This window comes from Methylobacterium phyllosphaerae (assembly GCF_001936175.1).
GTDB lineage: Bacteria > Pseudomonadota > Alphaproteobacteria > Rhizobiales > Beijerinckiaceae > Methylobacterium > Methylobacterium fujisawaense.
In genome coordinates this window covers 1,502,069-1,522,342 of the sequence record NZ_CP015367.1, presented here as the reverse complement: position 1 = coordinate 1,522,342, position 20,274 = coordinate 1,502,069, and the positions used below count along the sequence as shown (strand labels likewise).

Sequence of the window (20,274 nt, the reverse complement as noted above, 5' to 3'; positions counted from 1 at the left end):
TCCTGGCGGCGCCGCCGCCGGCCGTGCAGGCTCCCGCCCGGATCACCGCCCGCGACCAGACGGGCCGACCGGAGGAGAGGCAGCATGGGCAACCGACGCGAATTCCTGACCGCCACGGCCGCGGGCCTCGCCGCCGCCGCGGCGCCGGCCCGGGCCGCCGAGGAGCGCACGGCGGCTCCGAAGACCGCGCCCAACACCGCGCCGGCGGCGCCGCCGCCCGTCGGCATGCCCCGGGACATGATCCTGCTCAACATGCGCCGCGGCAACGGCTACGCCCTGGGCGTGAAGACCAGGGACGGCGTGCTCGACGTCGAAGCCGCCGGCCGGGCGCTCGGGATGCCGGTTCCCACCGACATGGACGACCTTCTCCAGAACGGGCGCGGCCCGGCGCTGCGGGCGCTGATCGACGCGGTCGAGGCCGCCCCCGACGGGCGCTTCATGCTGGCGGAATCCGGCATCGCCTACGCGCCGGTGGTCACGCGGCCCGAGAAGATCATCATGATGGGCTTCAACTACCGCCACCACGCGGAGGAGACCGGCACGCCGATCCCCAAGGACCCGCCGCTGTTCAACAAGTACAACAACGCCCTGAACCACCACGGCGGCACGATCACGCTGCCGACCCAGGCGGCGCGGGAATTCGACTACGAGACCGAGCTGGTGATGGTGTTCGGCCGCGAGTGCCGGAACGTGTCCGAGGCGGACGCCCTCGACTATCTCGCCGGCTACTGCACGGGCAACGATTTCAGCGCCCGGGATCTCCAGACGCTGACCTCGCAATTCATGATCGGCAAGACCTCGGACGGGTTCGCGCCGCTCGGCCCCTACTTGGTGACCGCCGACCGGGTGAAGGACCCGAACAACCTCAAGCTCAAGACGCTGGTCAACGGCCAGGTGCGCCAGGACTGGAGCACCAACGACATGATCTTCAACTGCCGCCAGCTGATCAGCTTCGCGTCCAAGGTGATGACGATCAAGCCGGGAGACATCTTCTACACGGGCACGCCGCAGGGGGTGATCTTCGGCGAGAAGACTCCGCGCAAGGACCGGGCGTGGCTGAAGCCCGGCGACGAGGTGGTCTCGGAGCTGGAAGGGCTCGGGGCGCTGCGGTTCAAGCTGGTCTGATCGCGTTGCGCGACGGCCCGGTCCGCTGCGCCTACACGGGCGCGGCAAGCGACCGGCCCCCTCTCCCGTGCGGGAGAGGGTTGGGGTGAGGGACGAGACGCCACAGGATCGAGCCCGTCCTTGCCGCGCAGTCAGGTCGAGCCCTCTCCGGACAGACCTGATCCCTCACCCTGTCCCTCTCCCGCACGGGAGAGGGGACCCGCGCCCGATCCTGAAACCAGTCGCGCGCCCGGCCGTCCTCAGCGCCCGAACAGGCGACCGAGACGGGCGAGGAAGCCGCCGCCTTCCGCAGGTTTCGCATCGGGCGTCGCCGGCTTGGCCGCTTCCGTCTTCGGCGCCAGGACCAGCCCGAGCGCCGCCGTGTCGGTGGTCTCGCGGTCGATCAGGATCAGGCTGCCGGTCTCGCGGTTCTCCGCGTAGGCGTCGACCGCCACCGCCCGGTCGAGGCGCAGGGCCACGTCGGCGATGTCGTTGGCCGACAGGCGCTCGGCCGGGCCGGGCCTGCCGGTCTCTGGATCGATGCGCGAGATGATCCGCTCCACGGTCGCGGTGACCGTGGCGGTGCCGATCTTGGCGAACAGGCTGGCACCCGGGCTGAGATCGGTCTCGGCCGCCCAGAACAGGCGGGCGTCGAGGGTCTCGGTGACCCGCATCGGTGCGTCGGTGGCCACGATCACCTGACCGCGGGAGGCGTCGATCTGGTCGGCCAGCACCAGGGTGACTGACTCGTCCTCGCCGGCCTCGGGCAGGTCGCCGTCGGCGGTGTAGATCCGCGCCACGGTCGAGGTCCGGCCGGAGGGCTGGACCGTCACGGAATCGCCCGGGCGCACCCGGCCGCTGGCGATCCGGCCGCTGTAGCCGCGGAACTCGGAATTGGGCCGGTTGACCCACTGCACCGCCATGCGGAACGGCGCGTTCAGCGCCTCGGCGCGGACCGGCACGGTCTCCAGGTAGGCGAGCAGGGGGCCGCCCGTGTACCAGGGCGCCGCGATGCCCGGCTCCACGACGTTGTCGCCGTTCTTGGCCGAGAGCGGGATCGCCTTGACCTCGGCGAAGTTCAGATCCCGGGCGAAGTCGGAGAAGCCCGCGACGATGCCGTCGAAGGTGCCCTGCGCCCAGCCGGCGAGATCCATCTTGTTCACCGCCAGCACGACCCGGCGGATCCCGAGATTCGAGACCAGCAGCGCGTGGCGCCGGGTCTGGCGGGTCAGGCCCTGGCGGGCATCGACCAGGATCACCGCCACGTCCGCCGTCGAGGCGCCGGTGGCCATGTTGCGGGTGTACTGCTCGTGGCCGGGCGTGTCGGCCACGATGAACGAGCGCCTGTCGGTGGAGAAGAACCGGTAGGCGACGTCGATCGTGATGCCCTGCTCGCGCTCGGCCTGGAGGCCGTCCACCAGCAGCGCGAGATCCACCTCCTGCCCCTGCGTCCCGTGCTTGCGCGAATCGCGCTGGAGCGCCGAGATCTGGTCGTCGAAGATCTGCTTGGTGTCGTGCAGGAGCCGCCCGATCAGGGTCGACTTGCCGTCATCCACCGAGCCGCAGGCGATGAAGCGCAGCACCGCCTTGCTGCGGTGGGCCGTGAGGAAGGCCGCGTAGCCGGAGGCGCGATCGGCGAAGGCCGTAGGAGCCTGGTGCACCGTCATCAGAAATAGCCCTCCTGCTTCTTGCGCTCCATGGCGCCGGCCCCGTCCTTGTCGATCACCCGGCCCTGGCGCTCCGAGGTGCGGGCGGCGAGCGTCTCGCCGATGATCTCGGGGAGCGTCGCGGCGTCGCTCTCCACCGCGCCGGTGAGCGGGTAGCAGCCGAGCGTGCGGAAGCGGACGAGCCGCTGCTGCGGGGTCTCACCGGGCGCCAACGGCAGCCGGTCGTCGTCGACCATGATCAGCTGCCCGTCGCGCTCCACCACGGGCCGCTCCTTGGCGAAGTAGAGCGGCACGATCGGAATGTTTTCCTGCTCGATGTAGAGCCAGATGTCGAGCTCGGTCCAGTTCGACAGCGGGAAGACCCGCAGGGATTCGCCTCGCTTCTTCTTGAGATTGTAGAGATGCCAGGGCTCGGCGCGCTGGCGCTTCGGGTCCCAGCGGTGCTGTGCGGTGCGCAGGGAGATGATCCGCTCCTTGGCGCGGCTCGCCTCCTCGTCGCGGCGGGCGCCGCCGAAGGCCGCATCGAACTTGTGCTTGTCGAGGGCCTGCCGCAGGGCCTGCGTCTTCATCACGTCGGTGTGGACCTCGGAGCCGTGGCTCACCGGTCCGATGCCGCGGGCGAGCCCGTCCGGGTTCGTGTGGATCAGGAGGTCGAGGCCGAGTTCCTTGGCGCGGGCGTCGCGGAAGGCGATCATCTCGCGGAACTTCCATGTGGTGTCGACGTGGAGCAGCGGGAACGGCAGCCGCCCGGGCGCGAAGGCCTTGAGGGCGAGGTGCAGCAGCACCGAGGAATCCTTGCCGATCGAGTAGAGCATCACCGGGTTCTCGGTCTCGGCGACCGTCTCCCGGAAGATGTGGATGGCCTCGGCCTCAAGCCGCTTGAGGTGGCTGAGGCGGTCGGCAGAGGTCTGTGCGGACGCAGGGGCGCTCGGCGGCACGGTGGCGGCGAGGGCGGCGCTCATCGGGCGAACTCCGGCTGGCGGGCTGAATGATCTTGGTTAGTCTTTAAAGAAGTCTCGAAAACGGCGGCCTCCTGGCCGGGCTGCACCGACGCCCCGGGGCGTCCGACATGCAGGCCGCATTCCTTCTTCTCCTCCTGCTCCCACCACCAGCGGCCGGCGCGCTCGGGCTCGCCGAGTTTCACGGCCCGGGTGCAGGGGGCGCAGCCGATCGACGGGAAGCCCCGGTCGTGCAGGACGTTGTAGGGAACGAAGTTCTCGCGCACGAAGCTGTCGACCTGCGCCCGGGACCAATCGGCCAGGGGGTTCAGCTTGATCAGGCCGCGGGCGGGGTCGAACTCGGCCAGCGGCGTCTCGGCGCGGTTGGCGGACTGGCCGGCCCGCAGCCCCGTAAGCCAGCCGCTCGCGCCTTCGAGCGCCCGGCCCAGCGGCTCGACCTTGCGGAAGCCGCAGCAGGCCTGCCGGGCGGCCACCGAGCGGCGGAAGCCGTTGATGCCTTCGTTCCGAACGAACGCCTCCGCGGCCGCGCGCTCGGGCGCATAGGCGGCGATCCGGATGCCGTAGGCCGCTTCGGTCTCGGTCCAGGTGTCGTAGGTCTCGGCGAAGAGGCGGCCGGTATCGAGGGTGACGATCTCGACGCGCCCCTTCGCCAGGCCCGCCATGGCCAGGGCGTGGGTGAGCGCCTGATCCTCGACGCCCAGGCTCGTCGTGAAGACGAGGCGGCCGGGGATCTCGGCGGCGATCAGGTGGAGGCGGCCTGGAAGGTCGAGCCCGGACAGCCGCTCCGCGAGGGCTTCGGCCGTCTGTCGGTCCGGACGGGTCATCGCGCCATGTCCCGGGGTTCGCGTGGTGGGTGGAAAGGCCACGGCCTGCGCCATGCCTGTTGTCGAAGGGCGGAAATGTTCGCTATACCGAACGAAGTCAAGGCGCCCCGGCGCGCTTGACGGTGTCGGGCCGGCGGTTCGGCGTGCGGTTGCGCACAGCAATCGGCGCGGGCAACCTGGTCCCGAGGTAAAAGATTCTTCTCACCGAGACCGGTAGCCTCCTATATGCGCCCGCGCCCCGCGCGCGGCGGAAGCCCACGGAGACAGCTTTGGACGCGATCGATCTGAAGATTCTCGCCCTGCTGCAGACCGACGCGACGCTCTCCATCGCGGCGATCGGCGAACGCGTGGGCCTGTCGCAGACCCCGTGCTGGAAGCGGATCCAGAAGCTGGAGGCCGATGGGGTCATCGACCGGCGGGTGGCGGTGCTCGATCCGGTGAAGCTCGGCCTCGGGCTGACCGTGTTCGTCTCCATCGAGACCGCCGACCATTCCCAGGACTGGCTGCAGCGCTTCGCCGCAACCGTCTCGGCCATGCCGGAGGTGCTGGAGTTCTACCGGATGGCGGGCGACGTGGACTACATGCTGCGCGTCGTCGTCGCCGACATGCAGGCCTATGACAGCTTCTACAAGCACCTCATCGCGGTGCTGCCGCTCAAGAACGTCACCTCCCGCTTCGCCATGGAAAAGGTGAAATCCACGACGGCGCTGCCGCTGCCGGCGCCGCCGAAGAACGGGCGCCATCTGCCCGGCACCTCCCCGGTCCTCTCCGTGGTGGGAGAATGATATTCTCTTTTTTCGCAGTGCAGCGAATGTGATGTTCTCGTCTCCGCCCGTTCTGCAAAAAGAACGTTTCTTGATTGACACGGGCCGCGCAGGCCCCGACATGGTCTCGTAATGTCCCGCCAGAACCTCCTCCCGCGCACCGCCCCGTTCGGGGACGGCGAGCGCGCCAGCCTCGATGCGGTGCTCGGCGCCGCGAGCCCCACGCAGCGCGCATGGCTGGCCGGCTTCCTGGCGGGCCTCGACGCCGCCGGTGGGCAGCCCGCCGCTTTGCCGGCCGCCCCGCCCAAGGCCGCCGCGCCGCTGACGGTGATCTACGCGAGCGAATCGGGGAATTCCGAAGCGCTCGCCGGCACCGTCGCGAAGCTCGCGCGCAAGCAGGGCTTCAAGCCGAAGGTCGTGGATTTCGCCGACCTCGACATCGCGACCCTGCCCAAGGCCGGCAAGCTCGTCGCCATCGCGGCCACCTGGGGCGAGGGCGAGCCGCCGGCCCGGGCCGTGCGGGCCTATGGCGAGCTGATGGGGGAGGGCGCCCCGCGCCTCGACGGCGTCGAGTTCGCGGTGCTGGCGCTCGGCGACACCTCCTACGCGGAGTTCTGCGCCATCGGGAAGGCCCTCGACGAACGCTTCGAGGCGCTGGGAGGCAAGCGCGCCGCGGAGCGGGCCGACCTCGACCTCGACTTCGAGAAGCCGGCGGCCGACTGGATCAAGGGCGCGCTCAAGGCGCTCGCCCCGGCGGAGCAGCCCGACAACGTCGTGGCGGTGGACTTCGCCCGCGCCGGCACCGGCGAGGAGGACGACGCCGAGCCGAGCCGCGAGCCCGTGGTGGTCGAGGTCGTCGAGCACGTGAACCTCAATTCCTCGCGCTCCGACAAGGAGACGATCCACCTCGCCCTCGCCTTCGAGGAGGGCGCCCCGGCCTACGAGCCGGGCGATTCGCTGGAAATCTTCCCTGAGAACGACCCGCAGCTCGTGGACGAGATCCTCAACGCCGCCGGGCTCTCGGGTGACGAGGCCCTGCGCAAGGCGCTGCTGGCCGAGCGGGACATCACCACGCTGTCGGCCGCCACGGTCGAGCGTTTCGTCAAGGCCACCGGCCACACGCAGGCGCAGACGCTCATCGACAGCGGCGAGGCCAAGGCCTGGATCGAGGGGCGGCACCTGATCGACCTGCTGGAGACTTACCCGGCCAAGCTCACGGCCGAGCATCTCGGCACCATCACCCGGCCGCTGCCGCCGCGGGCCTACTCGATCGCCTCCTCGCGCAAGGAGGTGGGCGACGAGGTCCACCTCGCCATCGCGGCGGTGCGCTACGAGACCCACGGCCGCGCCCGCTCGGGGGTCGCCTCGGTCCACGTGGCCGACCGGATCCGCGACGGCGCCAAGCTGCGGGTGCGGCTGAAGCCGAACCGCCACTTCCGCCTGCCGCAGGACCCGGCCACCGACATCATCATGGTCGGCCCCGGCACCGGCGTCGCGCCGTTCCGCGCCTTCGTGCAGGAGCGCCGGGCGATCGAGGCCCCCGGGCGGTCGTGGCTGTTCTTCGGCGACCGGCACTTCACCCACGACTTCCTGTACCAGCTCGAGTGGCAGGACGCCCTGGAGGACGGGTCGCTCACGAAGATCGACGTGGCCTTCTCGCGGGACCAGCCGGAAAAGGTCTACGTGCAGGACCGGATCACCCAGCACGCGCAGGAGTTGGTCTCCTGGCTGGATGGGGGCGCCCATCTCTACGTCTGCGGCGATGCCAAGAACATGGCCAAGGACGTGCGGGCCGCGGTGGTGGGCGCGTACCAGACCGTGAAGAACCTGAGCGCCGCCGACGCGGAGACCCAGGTCGCGGCTTTGGAGCGCGGTCACCGCTACCAGCAGGACGTGTACTAACGGACCGGCCTTCCGAGGCCGCAGGATCGAGATTGGAGCGGAGCAGGACGGGGCGCGGGTCCCCTCTCCCGTGCGGGAGAGGGACAGGGTGAGGGATCCAGGTCTTTCCGGAGAGGGCGCATCCCTCTCCCCGACCCTCTCCCGCACGGGAGAGGGGGACCGTCGCGGACCCCGCCCCTCCCGTGAACCGGCACGCGTTCCGCTCGGCACCCACCCCTGACGCGTGGGGTGGGAGACGCGTTCAGACAGACGGATTCACCCCATGGACGACCACAGCCCCCGCGACGCCGCCGAGACCCCGACCCCGGCCAAGCGCGTCTACGAGACCCCGCCGACCGACCGGCCGATCACCGATGCCGAGGCCGCCCGCGCGGCCCAGCTCGCGGCGAACGAGCACATCAAGATCGCCAGCGGCTATCTCCGCGGCACGCTGGCGGACGGCCTCCTGAAGCACGCCACGGGGGCGATCTCGGAGGATGACGGGCAGCTCGTGAAGTTCCACGGGATGTACCTGCAGGACGACCGCGACCTGCGCCCCGAGCGGACCAAGAAGAAGCTCGACAAGGCCTACAGCTTCATGATCCGCCTGCGCATCGCGGGCGGCGTCATCACCCCGAAGCAGTGGCTGATCCTCGACGACATCGCCCGGACCTACGCGGGCGGGGCGCTGCGGGCGACCACGCGCCAGACCTTCCAGTACCACGGCGTGATCAAGTCGAACCTGAAGCGCACGATGGCGGCCATCGACGGCGCGCTCCTCGACACGATCGCGGCCTGCGGCGACGTCAACCGCAACGTCATGGCGGCGACGAACCCAGCCCAGACCGGCGCCCACAAGGCCGCCTACCAGCTCGCCAAGGACATCTCCGACTCGCTGCTGCCCAAGACCAGCGCGTGGCGGGAGATCTGGCTCGACGGCGAGCGCGTGGTCGGCGGCGAGGACGCGGCCGAGGTCGAGCCGGTCTACGGCCGGACCTACCTGCCGCGGAAGTTCAAGACGGTCGTGGCGGTGCCGCCCTCCAACGAGGTCGACATCTTCGCCCACGACCTCGGCTTCATCGCGATCCTGGACAAGAAGAACCAGGTGACGGGCTGGAACGTGACGGTGGGCGGCGGCATGGGCATGACCCACGGCGAGCCCGACACCTTCCCGCGCACCGCCGACGTGATGGGCTTCGTGAAGCCGGAGGACGCCCTCAAGGTCGCCGAGGCCGTGATGACGGTCCAGCGCGACTGGGGCAACCGCAAGAACCGCAAGAACGCCCGCCTCAAATACACGATCGAGCGCTACGGGCTCGACGCCTTCCGGGCCGAGGTGGAGAAGCGGATCGGCCAGAAGCTCGGCGCGCCCAAACCCTTCACCTTCACCAACAACGGCGACCGCTACGGCTGGGTCGAGGGCGACGACGGCCGCTATCACCTCACCCTCTACGTGCCTTCTGGCCGGATCAAGGACATCGAGGGCGGGCCGCAATTCCTCTCGGGCCTGCGGCGCATCGCCGAGGTGCACGAGGGCGATTTCCGCCTCACCGGCAACCAGAACGTGATCATCGCCAACGTGCCGGCGGAGAAGCGCGCGGAGATCGACGCGCTCGTCGACGAGTACGGCCTGACCCGGGGCGCGGGCGCGCTGCGGCGCAACTCGCTCGCCTGCGTGGCCCTGCCGACCTGCGGCCTGGCGCTCGCCGAGAGCGAGCGCTACCTGCCGGACCTGATGACGGAGCTGGAGGAGAGCCTCGCGTCCCATGGGCTGGCCGAGGAGGAGATCACGATCCGCTCCACCGGCTGCCCGAACGGCTGTGCCCGGCCGTTCATCTCCGAGATCGGCCTCGTGGGCCGCGGCCCCGAGCGCTACCACCTCTATCTCGGCGCCGCCCACGACGGCTCGCGCCTGAGCAAGCTCTACAAGGAGGACGTCGCGGCCTCCGAGATCCGCAGCACCCTCGATCCGCTGTTTGCCGACTACGCGAAGGGTCGGCAACCGGGCGAGCATTTCGGCGACTACCTGATCCGCGCCGGCCACGTGGCCCGGACCACCAACGGCCCGGACTTCCACGAGCGGACCGGCGCCCTCAAGCCGGCCGTGCTCGGCTGACGGCAGGCCTCGCGCGTCCGGGACGGGGCTCCCGGACGCGCCGAGACCGCGACACAGCCGCGGATCACGGGTTCCGGCCCGGCTCCGGCATGACCGGATCCACCACGACTGATTCTGCGCCCCCGATCCCGAGCCGCCGGAGCGCGGCGGGAGGGATCGCGGACCCGGAGCGGCGTCCCGCCCGCGCACCGGTCCGAACCGCCGCTCCGGCATACCCTGCACCGGCGTCGAAGACCCGGCAGCGATCGCGCCCTCCCTCCCGACGAACCGCAGGCATCGGCGGCAGGCCGTCCTTCGTCCGCTGCGCGACCTCGACGAGAATGAACGTTCATTGACATGAGAATGAACGTTCATTACACAGGTGAGGCCAACAGGAGCGCACGATGGCTCTCACCCTCGAAGGCCGCTGGTCCGATCTCGATGCCGAGCGTTTCGGCGCCCGCGGCCCGGGCGCTCTCACCCAGCTCCGCACCGTCTGCACCCCCGCCAACCTGACCTTTGGCGCCGTCCTGGCCCTCGCCTGGCTGGCGCTGATCGGCTGGACCGGGGCCGGCCCGGACGGCTGGCAGGCCCGGATCTGCGCGGACCTGCATCAGGGACCGCAATCCTGCACCGTCGCCAGCCTGGGCAAGGATCAGAGCCGCATCACGCCGGTGGCCGTCGCCGCGCAGCCGGGGCAGTGACCGCCGCAGCGGACGGACTTGCGGAGGCCCGCGTCGGGCCCTCCGCCCGGCGCGAGCACATTCTCGACGCCGCCGAAGCCTGCTTCACGCGCAACGGCTTCCATCGCACCACCATGCAGGACCTCGCCCGCGAGGCTGCGATGAGTCCGGGCAACTTCTACCGCTACTTCGAATCCAAGGAGGCCCTGGTCCTCGGGCTGGTCGAGCGTGAGCGCGAGCGCGGCACGCTCCTGGTCGCCGAGATGGAGGGCAGCAGTGACCCGCGCGGGACGTTGCTGGGCCTCATCGCCCGCTACTTCATGTCGATCACCCGCGAAGCCGCGGCTCTGCGGGTGGAAATCTGGTCGGAATCGACGCGCAATCCGGCCATCGCCGCCATGACGGCGCAGACCGAAGTCGAGAGCCGGGACTGGTTCGTTGCGACCTTGTCGGCGCTCGCCACCGCGCCAGCTTGCGATCCGGCGGCGCTTTACGCCCTCCTCGCGCCTCTGATGAAGGGGATCGTCGTGAGCCGCGCCGCGCTGCCCGATTACGACGTCGCCGGGGCGGTCACCCAGATCCACGCGCTCCTCCATGCCGGGCTCGACGGCCGCCTGCCGTGCCCGGCGACACCGGATCGGCCCGCAGCCCGCTGATCCCGGCTCCGTGGCGGCCTCCATGGGCCGCACGGACAGGGAGCCCGCACAACCGCAATTCCCGATCGCGGGCCGGCCGTGCCGGCCATTCCCGACGACCCCCTGCACCATGTGGCGGGGTACGGCGGACGAATCCCGATGCCCGTCACCGGATGCAACGGGTTGCGAAGTTTCAGCAAATCACACGCAAAAGTTGTCAGATTTGAATGACTTCAAAGTATTTCAGAACAAATCGTGCCCTTCACGCAACACCCGGACACAGGATGCGCCCCCGATCCGCGCCATGCTCGATCGCCATTGAGATCGAGCGGCATTTGCACTCTAGGAATACAGCGTCATATCGAGACGCCACTCCTAAGAATGATTTTAAATTATGCCAGCCGATCAGATCGACGCCGTCGATCAAGCCAAATATTATCGCTCTTGCTTGATTCTCTATCGAGCCGGACTTGCAACGGCCCTTCTATTTTCTTCGCCCGCAGAGGTTCTCGCGCAATCCGCTCCGACAGCCGACGAGGTCGTTCTCTCGGAACTCAGCGTCACCGGTACCGGTCCGGTCGGTGAACGGGCAGATGGCCCCGTCATCGGCTATCGGGCGACACGCTCGGCGACGGCCACACGCACCGACACCCCCGTGCGCGACTCGCCGCAATCGATCAACATCGTTCCCCGCGCGGTGCTGACCGACCAGCAGGACCTGCGCCTGACCGATGCCGTAACCAACGTCAGCAACGTCGTGCTCGGCAGCACCATCCAGGGACGATCGCAGAACTACCTCATCCGCGGATTCTCCACGCAGGTCTTCGCCGTCGACGGTGTGCTGGTCGATCCAGCGATCAACTTCTACCCGGTCACACGGGACCTTGTGGATGCCGAACGTGTCGAGGTCATCAAGGGGCCAGCCTCCATGCTGTTCGGTCGCGGCGATCCGGGCGGGGTCATCAACATCGTGACCCGCCGGCCGACGCTTGAACCGACAGCCGATGCGAGCGTCCAGGGCGGCAGCTTCGGCTTCCGGCGCTTCCAGGGCTCCGTGTCGAGTGCGCTACCTGCTGTCGAGGGGCTTGCCGCCCGTCTCAGCTTCGCCGCGCAGGAAGATCCGACCTTCCGCAACTTCGGGGGCGACACCAATCGGCGCGTCTTCGTAGCGCCCGCCTTCAGTTGGACCCCGAGTGCTGACACCCGCGTCTACGTGAACTCGGAATTCACCAACCAGCACAGCCAGTATGACGAAGGTCTGGTGGCCTTCCGTGGCCGCGTGCCCCTCGACAACATCAGCCGGTTCTACGGCGAGCCCTCGTCACGATACTCCGGAGCCTTCAACACGATCACCATGCGGGCCGAGCACGACGTCAACGAGAACCTGATGCTCCGGCAGATCGTCAGTGGGCAATGGGGCACCTTCGACGTGTTCGCGGCCCGCGCCGAGAGCGTCAACACTGCCGGCACGCTGGTGAACCGACGCGAGTCAGCGGTCAATTCACGCTTTGCCGCGGTCGACACGCAGTCCGAGGCCGTGATGAAGTTCGAGACCTTCGGCCTCGCCCATACGGGGCTCCTGGGGATCGAATATTCCAACGGCTTCCGGCACGCCCTCCTGCTGCAAGGCAACCTCGCCCCCGTCAGCTTCCTCACCCCTGTGTTCGGTGCGGCCTTCCAGCCACTCCGGTTCCAGTCTGACCTGAAGCAGAAGCTGGAAGTGTACGGGTTTTATGCGCAGGACCAGATCGTGCTCGCGCCCGGATTGCAGCTCGTCGTCGGAGCTCGGTTCGACCTCGGCAGCCAATACTATTTCAGCCGCGTGCCGGCATCGAAATCCCAGCCGCCCGAGCAGACCCTGTTTGGCGCCTCGCCGCGGGTCGGCCTGATCTACAGGCCGTTCGAGCCGCTGACCTTCTATGCGAGCTACGCCACCTCGTTCCTGCCGCAGACCGCAAGCGTCTTGAACGTGACCAGCCCGCCTCCCAGCACGGGCGATCAGATCGAGGTCGGTACCCGGGTCGATCTCAATCCCGGCCTGACCCTGAGCGCAGCCGCCTTCCGGATCACGCGGGACAACGTCGCGGCCACCGATCCACAGAACCCCACCTTCTCCGTCATCACCGGCCAGCAGCAATCGCAGGGGGTCGAGGCGGATCTGGCCGGTGAGATCCTGCCCGGCTGGAACATCATCGGCAGCGTCGGCCTGATCGACGCGCGGATCACCAAAGACACGACCTTCGCGATCGGCAATCGCCTCGCCGGCGTGCCGGTCTTCAGCGGCAGCCTCTGGACGACTTATGATGTCCAGCATGGCCCGCTCCGCGGGCTCGGGCTCGGGTTCGGCATCACCCATGTCGGCCAGCGCTACGGCGACCTCAACAACAGCTTCACCGTGGGTGCCTACAATCGCCTCGACGCGCTCGTATACTACGACTTCGACGCGCATTGGCGCTTGTCGGTCAACATGCGCAATCTGACGAACGCACGTTACATCGAGGCGCCGACGAGCGTGACCAACAACACGCCCGGCGCGCCGTTCACGGTGCTCGCGACGATCACCGCCCGGCTCTGAACCGGGCGGGCGGCCTCGCGGAGGCGGCGGCCTCGTCTATCGCGTCACACCGGGGGAGTGCAGTGCTGCCGGTCCCGCACGGAGCGATGCACGCCCGGGCGGCGCTCCACGGACCGGCGTCATGACGCCCCGCTCGCCTTCGCGGCGCTCGCGACGGCGAGCGGGCTGGAGCGGCCGAAGGCCACACGGGCGCAGGGTCTCACACCGCGCGGACGGCCCCTGCCGACGCTTTCGGCTCGACGGCCCTGCGCCGGGCACCGGCGCGGCGGCGCAGGGCGTAGAGGGTCAGGCCGGTGGCCGCGAAACCCGGCATGGCCAGCGCCGCGAGGCAGAACAGCAGAGCGACGAGATCGCCGAAGAAGCGGCCGCGATGCACCTCCAGGATGTTGTCCAGGAGACGCCGGCCCAGCGGCGCATCGGTGGCGCGCTCGGAGGCCAGCAGGGCGCCCGTGAGGGGATCGTAGCGCTCCTCGTTGCGGGCGCTCGGCGCATCGACGCCCTTGGGCAGCCAGCGGATCCGGATCGCCTTCGTGTCGGCCCCCGGCAGGGTCAGGACCGCTGTCCCGGCGGCGTCACCGGTCCGCGCGCGGAAATCCGCCCAGGCGCGGTCGACGGCCGCGCCGCCATCGGCCCCGGCATCGACCGGGCGTCCGGCAGCCTTGCTCCCGGCCGGTCGCGCAGGCTTCCCCGCGTCCGGAGCGCCCGCGAGCAGCCGCGTGGCGCCGTCCTTGAACGACGGGTAGGACCATGTCAGGCCGCTGAGCGCGATGACCAGGTAGACGGGCAGCAGCCACGTCCCGACCACGGCGTGCAGCGACCACCAGCGCGGCCGGCCGGGGCGCGACAGGGCCGGCTTCAGCCAGATCCGCCAGCGATGGATCCTGGGCCAGCGCAGGTAGAGACCCGTCCCGAGGAAAGCCAGCAGCGCCAGGGTGCAGGCGCCCGTGATCGTGCGGCCCCAGCCCTTGGACCCGCCGGGGAGCAGCAGCCAGCGGTGCAGGTCCCGCACCGTGGTGAAGGCCCCCTCCAGCCGCACCGGGCCGAGCAGGGTGCCGTCGTAGGGATCGGCATAGGCGGCGGGCGGCCGCGCGCGGGTCTCGGGATCGCGGGCGAAGCGGACATGGACGCTGGCGCGCGGATCGTCCGACAAGGTCAGCACGTTGGCGATACGCCCCCCCGCCTGCGCGTCGATCCGCGCCGCGAGGGTCGCGGGAGACAGCGCCGTCCGCGCGCCGGGCGTGACCTCCAGCCGGTCGCGGTTGGCGAAGGCGGTCATCGCCTCCTCGTAGCTCATCAGCGCCCCGGTCAGGCCCATCAGGGCGAGGACGAGGCCGGCGGTGAGGCCAAGCGCCCAGTGCAGGCGGAAGAGCAGGGTCCGGAGGGAGGGAATCGGCAGCGTCATGGCAATGCCGGCTGCCTAGCAGAACGCGGCCACGCTGACGACGCCGCAGGGCGCATGCCCCCCGGCCGCCCTCAGGTGATCGGCGCCGGGTTGAACAGGGTCAGATCGTTGAACAGCCCCCACCGGTCGGACCAGGGGCGCTTGCGCCCACTCGCCACGTCGAGGATCAGGTGGAACAGCTCCCAGCCGACCTCCTCGATCGTGGCCGCGCCGGTGGCGATGCGGCCGGCATCCAGGTCGATCAGATCGGACCAGCGCTCGGCGAGTTCCGTCCGGGTCGCGACCTTGATCACCGGGGCCTGGCTGAGCCCGTAGGGCGTGCCGCGCCCGGTGGAGAATACCTGGACGGTCATCCCCGAGGCGAGCTGCAGCGTGCCGCAGACGAAGTCGCTCGCCGGGGTCGCGGCGAAGATCAGGCCCTTCTCGCGGACGCGCTCCCCCGGCGCCAGGACCCCGGAGATCGCGCTCGTGCCCGATTTGGCGACCGAGCCCAAAGCCTTCTCGACGATGTTGTTGAGGCCGCCCTTCTTGTTGCCCGGCGACGGGTTGGCCCGCCGGTCGGCCTCGCCCTTGGCGAGGTAGGCGTCGTACCACGCCATCTCGCGGATCAGCGCCTCGGCGACCTCCGGCGTCTTGGCGCGCGGGGTCAGGAGGTGGATCGCGTCGCGCACCTCGGTCACCTCCGAGAACATCACGGTGGCGCCGCAGCGCACCAGCAAGTCGGCGGCGAAGCCGAGCGCCGGGTTGGCGGTCACCCCCGAGAAGGCGTCGCTGCCGCCGCATTGCAGGCCGACCACGAGGTCCGAGGCCGGGCAGGTCTCGCGGGTCCGGCGGTTCAGCTCCGCGAGGCGCGCCTCGGCCATCGCCAGGATGCTGTCGATCATGGCCGAGAAGCCGTGATGGCGCTCGTCCTGCAGCCGCACCACCCCGTCGCCGGCGGCGCCGTTGTCGGGCAGGAGGCGCTCCGAGACGAGCTTCTCGCAGCCGAGGCCGACGACCATGACCGCGCCGCCGAAATTCGGGTTCTGCGCGAGGCTCTGGAGCGTCCGGATCGGCACCACCGCCTCGGGGGCGTTGATGGCGACGCCGCAGCCATAGGCGTGGGTCAGGCCGACCACGTCGTCGACGTTGGGGTAGCGCGGCAGCAGCTCCTGCTTGATCCGCCGGATCGCCACGTCGAGGGTGCCGGCGACGCATTGCACGCTGATCGAGATCGCCAGGATGTTCTTGGTGCCCACCGACCCGTCCGGGTTGCGGTAGCCCTCGAAGGTGTAGCCCTCGAGCGGGGGCAGGGGGGCCGGCACGCGGGTGGCCATCTCCAGGGCGTCGAGGGCGGGGGCGACCGGCGTCGCGACGCGGGATTCCTCGACCCAGGCGCCCCGCGGGATCGCCTGCGTGGCGAGACCCACCACCTCGCCGTAGCGGCGGACCGCCCCGCCCTCCGGGATGTCGGTGAGGGCGACCTTGTGGCCCTGCGGCACGAACTCGACGAGCTCCAGCCCGTCCGGGAAGACCGTGCCGGCCGGCAGCCCGAAGGCGTTGACCACGATGGCGACGTTGTCGTCGGGGCTCAGGCGGATCGTGCGCGGCACGTCGCCGGCGGCGGGCGGGCGGGTCGGGGCTTCGATCTCGGCCTGCATCGGAGACTCCTTCCGTGACGCGCCCGTCCGGGCTTCTGGCGTGATCAGGCGGCGTCGCCGACGGCGTGGTTCGCGAGGGCCTCGAGCGCCTTCACCATCGCCGAATGGTCCCAGGCCGCGCCGCCCTGCGCCACGCAGGCCGAGAACAGCTGCTGGGCCAAAGCCGTGGCGGGCAGGCTGAGGCCCAGCGTCCGAGCCCCTTCAAGGGCGAGGTTGAGGTCCTTCTGGTGCAGGCCGATGCGGAAGCCGGGATCGAAGGTCCGCTCGATCATCCGCGCGCCGTGCAGCTCCAAGATGCGCGAGGTGGCCAGCCCGCCGGTGATCGCCTGCCGCACCTTGGCGGGGTCGGCGCCGGCCTTCGAGGCGAAGAGCAGCCCCTCGGCCACCGCCTCGATGGTCAGGGCGACGATGATCTGGTTGGCCACCTTGGCGACCTGGCCCGCGCCGACCGGGCCGACATGGGTCACGGTCTTGCCCATCGCCTCGAAGAGCGGCCTGGCGCGCTCAAAAGCCTCCGGCTCGCCGCCGACCATGATCGAGAGCGCGGCGTTCTTGGCCCCGACCTCGCCGCCGGAGACCGGCGCGTCGAGATAGGCGCCGCCCCGCTCGGCGATCCGGGCGGCGAAATCCTTGGTGGCCAGCGGCGCGATCGAGCTCATGTCGATCACGGTCTTGCCGGGGGACAGGCCTTCGGCCACGCCGTCGGCGCCGAACAGGACCTGCTCCACGTCCGGGGTGTCGGGCAGCATCAGGATGATCGTGTCGGCGCGCTCGGCCACCGCGGCCGCCGTGGCGCAGGCGGTGCCGCCCGCGGCAAGCAGCGCTTCGGGCACGCTGCGCCGGGTCTTGAGGAACAGGCTGTGGCCCGCCGCGATCAGGTGTCCGGCCATGGGCGCGCCCATGATGCCGAGGCCGATGAATCCGATGTTCATGCGTGTCGATCCCGGTTGCGGTGTTCAGGCGCGGAAGCGGGCGGCCAGCGCCTCGGAGCCGCGGGCGAGCAGCCCCATGTCGGAGCCCACCGCGGTGAAGCGGGTGCCGGCGGCGATGTAGCGGCGGGCCAGCTCCTCGCTCGGTGTGAGGATGCCGGCATGCTTGCCGGCCCGGACGATCCGCGCGACCGCCGCCTCGATGGTGGCGACCACCTCCGGGTGGCCCTGCTGGCCGACATGGCCGAGGCTGGTGGAGAGGTCGCCGGGCCCGATGAACACGCCGTCCACGCCCTCGACGGCGGCGATCGCGTCCAGATTGTCGAGGGCGCGGCGGGACTCGACCTGCACCGCCACGAAGATCTCGGCCTCGCAGCGGGTGTGGTAGTCCTTGATCCGGCCGAACCGGGCGGCGCGGGGCGCCTGCGAGAAGCCGCGGATGCCGCGGGGCGCGTAGCGCGTCGCCGCGACCACCCGGGCGGCCTGCTCGGCATCGTCGATGTTGGGGATCATAAGCGACTGCGCGCCGGCATCGAGGATGCGCTTGATGGTGATCGGGTCGTCGCTCGGCACCCGCACCATCGGGTGCGTGTCGCCCTCCATCATGGCCTGGAGCTGGGCGTAGATGTCCCGGAGGTCGTTGGCCGAGTGCTCCATGTCGAGGAGCAGCCAGTCGAACCCGGCCCCGGCGACCACCTCGGTGGAGATCGGGCTCGCAAGGCTGCACCACAGGCCGATCTGCTGGCGCCCCTCGGCGAGGGCCGCCTTGAAGCGGTTGGTGAGGCTGTCCATCACGATCCTCCCTGGGCGCGCACGCGTCGCGGCGTCTGCGCGCCGTCCGCCCCATCACGCGCAGCCTTCCGGTGCGAGGTCAAAGCCAAACACTGGATCGATCGATGCCGAACATGCATCAATCGGAGGCCCCGTCAGGGTGGGGGCATCTCGGCCAGGATCGAGACCAGCCGGGCGATGAGCGGAGCGTCCGCATCGCGCCGCCACGCGAGGAGGAGTTCCACCGGGCGCGGGGCGGGCAGGGCGAGCGGCCGGAACACCACGCCCTCGAAGCGCAGGCGCTCGGCGGCGGCCGGCACCAGGGCGATGCCGAGCGCCGCCCGGACGAGGGCCAGGATCGAGTGGATCTGCGTCAGCTGCTGGACCATCGGGGGCTGGATCTCGGCCTCGGCGAGCAGGCCGAGGACGAGGTCGTGGAAGTAGCGCGCCTCGTTGGGCGCGTAGCCGATGAGCGGCTCGCGCCCGAGATCGGCGGGGGTGAGCCCGTCGCGCAGGGCCAGGGGGTTCCCGGCCGGCAGGGCCACCACGAGGGGCTCGGCCAGCGCCCGGACGGCGATCAGGTCCGGATGCGTCACCGGCGGCCGCACCAGCGCGGCGTCGATCCGGCCGGCGAGGAGTTCCTCGATCTGATCCTTGCTGACCATCTCGCGCAACGCGAGCGTCACGTCCGGCAGCGCCCGCCGCAACGCGGTGACGAGGCGCGGCAGGAAGTCGTAGGCCGAGGCCGCCGTGAAGCCGAACTTGAGGACGCCCGCGCGCCCCGCCGCCACCTGCCGGGTGACGTGGGTCGCGGTCTCGGCCAGCCGCAGGATGCGCTGCGCCTCGGGCAGGAAGCTGCGGCCGGCGGCGGTCAGCCGGACGGTGCGGCTGGTGCGCTCCAGGAGCTGCACGTCGAGGACGCGCTCCAGAACCTGGATCTGCCGCGACAGCGGCGGCTGCGTCATGTTCAGCCGGGCGGCCGCGCGCCCGAAATGCAGCTCCTCCGCCACGGCGGCGAAGCACCGGAGCTGGCTGAAATCGAACATGAAGGCTCCCTCTTCCGGACCGCGGCGCAGTCGGGCGGGAGCATAAGGCCGTCGTGGCGGCTGCGTTGAGAGGGCCGCCCTCATCCAATTAGCTGAGGCGGCGGCCTCCGGCCCCGACCGGCCTACGGGGTCACCTCGTGCCCGGCATAGTCGATCCGGCCGTCCGGCCCCTTCGTCCACGCGTAGATGACGTAGTCGGGCCGGGTGAGGTCGCCCTTCCTGTCGTAGGCGATCGGCCCGACCACCGTGTCCACCGGCTTGCCCTGGTGCAGCCAGTCGGCGAGCGCCTTCCCGTCGCTGGAGCCCGTCTCGGCCATGGCCTTGGCCAGGACCTGCACGGCCGCGTAGGCGTAGAGCGTGTAGGCCTCGGGATCGATGCCCCGGGCGTTGAAGGCCGCCACCACGCCCTTGGCGTTCGGGTTCTTGCGGGCGTCCGGCGCGAAGGTCATCAGGGTCCCGGCCGCGCCCGGGCCGGCGATCTGGACGAATTCCTTGTCGGGGATGGCGTCGCCGCTCATCATGCGGGCGGCGAGGCCCTGATCGCGCATCTGCCGGATGATCAGCCCGGCCTCGGTGTGCACGCCGCCGAAATAGACGACGTCGACATTGGCCGACTTCATCTTGGAGACGAGGGCCGCGTAGTCCTTCTCGCCCGGGTTGATGCCCTCGTACAGCACCTCCTTGCCGCCCTTGGCCCGGAACGCCTTCAGCGTCTCGTCGGCCAGCCCCTTGCCGTAGGGCGTCTTGTCGTGGACGAAGGCGATCTTCTGGCCCGGGAAGTGCGCGGCCAGATAGCTGCCCGCCACCGCGCCCTGCTGGTCGTCGCGGCTGCAGGTGCGGAACGTGTTCCACATCCCGCGCTCGGTGAACTTCACGCTCGTGGAGGCCGGGGTGATCTGGATGATGCCGGCGTCGAGGTAGACGTCGGAGGCCGGGATCGTGACGCCGGAATTGTAGTCGCCGACGACCATCTTCACGCCGTCGCTGGCGAACTTGTTGGCCACCGAGACGCCCTGCTTCGGGTCGGAGGCGTCGTCGCCGACCGTGACCGTCAGCGTCCTCCCCTTCAGCGTGCCCGCCTTGTTGAGGTCTTCGACCGCCTGGCTCACGCCGTTCCGGATCTGGGCGCCGAAGGCCGCGTTCGGCCCGGTCATGGGCGCGGCGACGCCGATCTTCACCGGCGCGCCGCCCTCCTGCCCCTGCGCCGCGGTCATGAACAGCAGCCCGGCCAGGCCGGCCCTCAGTAATTGCGTCATCGTTCCCCCAGATGCGGCCGGTCAGATCGCCGACGAACGCTGA

16 protein-coding genes are annotated in these 20,274 nt (G+C 70.2%); 7 read left to right on the top strand and 9 right to left on the bottom strand.

Translation table 11 applies throughout. From position 1 onward, the window contains the following. The first annotated feature begins 84 nt into the window (after window positions 1-84). A complete protein-coding gene (locus MCBMB27_RS06655; RefSeq protein ID WP_083683413.1) occupies window positions 85-1,125 on the top strand; it encodes a fumarylacetoacetate hydrolase family protein in 1,041 nt (346 codons plus the stop codon). A 239-nt stretch (window positions 1,126-1,364) separates the two neighbouring features. Here the strand turns inward: MCBMB27_RS06655 and cysN are convergent, their stop codons facing one another. Genes cysN through MCBMB27_RS06640 form a run of 3 tightly spaced genes read right to left on the bottom strand, consistent with a single transcriptional unit; the run spans window position 1,365 to window position 4,554 of the window. Beyond that, window positions 1,365-2,771, bottom strand: a complete 1,407-nt coding sequence (gene cysN, locus MCBMB27_RS06650; protein WP_075380108.1) for a sulfate adenylyltransferase subunit CysN — start codon at window positions 2,769-2,771, stop codon at window positions 1,365-1,367. Further along, the gene (cysD, locus tag MCBMB27_RS06645; protein WP_043351851.1) at window positions 2,771-3,733 is read right to left on the bottom strand and encodes a sulfate adenylyltransferase subunit CysD; all 963 of its coding nucleotides are present in this window, start codon (window positions 3,731-3,733) and stop codon (window positions 2,771-2,773) included. The genes cysN and cysD overlap by 1 nt, the downstream gene beginning before the upstream one ends. Continuing rightward, window positions 3,730-4,554: a phosphoadenylyl-sulfate reductase gene (locus MCBMB27_RS06640; protein WP_043351853.1), complete on the bottom strand. Its 825-nt coding sequence runs from the start codon at window positions 4,552-4,554 to the stop codon at window positions 3,730-3,732. The genes cysD and MCBMB27_RS06640 overlap by 4 nt, the downstream gene beginning before the upstream one ends. A gap of 269 nt (window positions 4,555-4,823) precedes the next feature. Here MCBMB27_RS06640 and MCBMB27_RS06635 point away from each other — a divergent pair, with 269 nt between their 5' ends. The 6 genes from MCBMB27_RS06635 (at window position 4,824) to MCBMB27_RS06610 (ending at window position 13,187) form a co-directional block, all read left to right on the top strand. Continuing rightward, window positions 4,824-5,339, top strand: coding sequence for an Lrp/AsnC family transcriptional regulator (locus tag MCBMB27_RS06635; RefSeq protein ID WP_043351854.1), 516 nt, complete (start codon window positions 4,824-4,826; stop codon window positions 5,337-5,339). Between the two features lie 111 nt (window positions 5,340-5,450). Next, a complete protein-coding gene (locus MCBMB27_RS06630) occupies window positions 5,451-7,220 on the top strand; it encodes a diflavin oxidoreductase (protein ID WP_043756960.1) in 1,770 nt (589 codons plus the stop codon). Between the two features lie 262 nt (window positions 7,221-7,482). Then, a complete protein-coding gene (locus MCBMB27_RS06625) occupies window positions 7,483-9,315 on the top strand; it encodes an NADPH-dependent assimilatory sulfite reductase hemoprotein subunit (RefSeq protein WP_043379496.1) in 1,833 nt (610 codons plus the stop codon). Window positions 9,316-9,698: 383 nt separating this feature from the next. After that, a complete protein-coding gene (locus MCBMB27_RS06620; RefSeq protein WP_075380107.1) occupies window positions 9,699-9,998 on the top strand; it encodes a hypothetical protein in 300 nt (99 codons plus the stop codon). Next, entirely contained in the window at window positions 9,995-10,633 is a 639-nt protein-coding gene (locus MCBMB27_RS06615) for a TetR/AcrR family transcriptional regulator (protein ID WP_075380106.1), read from the top strand. Before MCBMB27_RS06620 ends, MCBMB27_RS06615 begins: the two co-directional genes overlap by 4 nt. A 373-nt stretch (window positions 10,634-11,006) precedes the next feature. Next, window positions 11,007-13,187, top strand: a complete 2,181-nt coding sequence (locus MCBMB27_RS06610) for a TonB-dependent siderophore receptor (protein WP_051975939.1) — start codon at window positions 11,007-11,009, stop codon at window positions 13,185-13,187. Between the two features lie 199 nt (window positions 13,188-13,386). On the opposite strand, the gene MCBMB27_RS06605 is transcribed toward MCBMB27_RS06610, so the two are convergent. The 6 genes from MCBMB27_RS06605 to MCBMB27_RS06580 all read right to left on the bottom strand — a co-directional run bounded on the left by MCBMB27_RS06605 (window position 13,387) and on the right by MCBMB27_RS06580 (window position 20,231). Next, window positions 13,387-14,589: a PepSY-associated TM helix domain-containing protein gene (locus tag MCBMB27_RS06605; RefSeq protein WP_075380105.1), complete on the bottom strand. Its 1,203-nt coding sequence runs from the start codon at window positions 14,587-14,589 to the stop codon at window positions 13,387-13,389. Window positions 14,590-14,660: 71 nt separating this feature from the next. Continuing rightward, window positions 14,661-16,229: a galactarate dehydratase gene (gene garD / locus MCBMB27_RS06600; RefSeq protein ID WP_053608278.1), complete on the bottom strand. Its 1,569-nt coding sequence runs from the start codon at window positions 16,227-16,229 to the stop codon at window positions 14,661-14,663. Between the two features lie 44 nt (window positions 16,230-16,273). After that, window positions 16,274-17,161, bottom strand: coding sequence for a 2-hydroxy-3-oxopropionate reductase (locus tag MCBMB27_RS06595; protein WP_043357687.1), 888 nt, complete (start codon window positions 17,159-17,161; stop codon window positions 16,274-16,276). Window positions 17,162-17,185: 24 nt separating this feature from the next. Further along, on the bottom strand, window positions 17,186-17,950 hold the full coding sequence (locus MCBMB27_RS06590; protein ID WP_043357688.1) for an HpcH/HpaI aldolase family protein: 765 nt from the start codon (window positions 17,948-17,950) through the stop codon (window positions 17,186-17,188). 134 nt (window positions 17,951-18,084) lie between these two features. Next, window positions 18,085-18,975, bottom strand: coding sequence for a LysR family transcriptional regulator (locus MCBMB27_RS06585; RefSeq protein WP_043379508.1), 891 nt, complete (start codon window positions 18,973-18,975; stop codon window positions 18,085-18,087). Window positions 18,976-19,097: 122 nt separating this feature from the next. Further along, entirely contained in the window at window positions 19,098-20,231 is a 1,134-nt protein-coding gene (locus tag MCBMB27_RS06580; RefSeq protein ID WP_075380104.1) for a branched-chain amino acid ABC transporter substrate-binding protein, read from the bottom strand. Between the last annotated feature and the right edge of the window lie 43 nt (window positions 20,232-20,274).

Bases quoted from the DNA above. Each gene is read 5' to 3' on its own strand.
- MCBMB27_RS06655 (WP_083683413.1), top strand. From the start codon at position 85: ATGGGCAACCGACGCGAATTCCTGACCGCCACGGCCGCGGGCCTCGCC.
- cysN (WP_075380108.1), bottom strand. From the start codon at position 2,771: ATGACGGTGCACCAGGCTCCTACGGCCTTCGCCGATCGCGCCTCCGGC.
- cysD (WP_043351851.1), bottom strand. From the start codon at position 3,733: ATGAGCGCCGCCCTCGCCGCCACCGTGCCGCCGAGCGCCCCTGCGTCC.
- MCBMB27_RS06640 (WP_043351853.1), bottom strand. From the start codon at position 4,554: ATGACCCGTCCGGACCGACAGACGGCCGAAGCCCTCGCGGAGCGGCTG.
- MCBMB27_RS06630 (WP_043756960.1), top strand. From the start codon at position 5,451: ATGTCCCGCCAGAACCTCCTCCCGCGCACCGCCCCGTTCGGGGACGGC.
- MCBMB27_RS06625 (WP_043379496.1), top strand. From the start codon at position 7,483: ATGGACGACCACAGCCCCCGCGACGCCGCCGAGACCCCGACCCCGGCC.
- MCBMB27_RS06620 (WP_075380107.1), top strand. From the start codon at position 9,699: ATGGCTCTCACCCTCGAAGGCCGCTGGTCCGATCTCGATGCCGAGCGT.
- MCBMB27_RS06610 (WP_051975939.1), top strand. From the start codon at position 11,007: ATGCCAGCCGATCAGATCGACGCCGTCGATCAAGCCAAATATTATCGC.
- MCBMB27_RS06605 (WP_075380105.1), bottom strand. From the start codon at position 14,589: ATGACGCTGCCGATTCCCTCCCTCCGGACCCTGCTCTTCCGCCTGCAC.
- garD (WP_053608278.1), bottom strand. From the start codon at position 16,229: ATGCAGGCCGAGATCGAAGCCCCGACCCGCCCGCCCGCCGCCGGCGAC.
- MCBMB27_RS06595 (WP_043357687.1), bottom strand. From the start codon at position 17,161: ATGAACATCGGATTCATCGGCCTCGGCATCATGGGCGCGCCCATGGCC.
- MCBMB27_RS06590 (WP_043357688.1), bottom strand. From the start codon at position 17,950: ATGGACAGCCTCACCAACCGCTTCAAGGCGGCCCTCGCCGAGGGGCGC.
- MCBMB27_RS06585 (WP_043379508.1), bottom strand. From the start codon at position 18,975: ATGTTCGATTTCAGCCAGCTCCGGTGCTTCGCCGCCGTGGCGGAGGAG.
- MCBMB27_RS06580 (WP_075380104.1), bottom strand. From the start codon at position 20,231: ATGACGCAATTACTGAGGGCCGGCCTGGCCGGGCTGCTGTTCATGACC.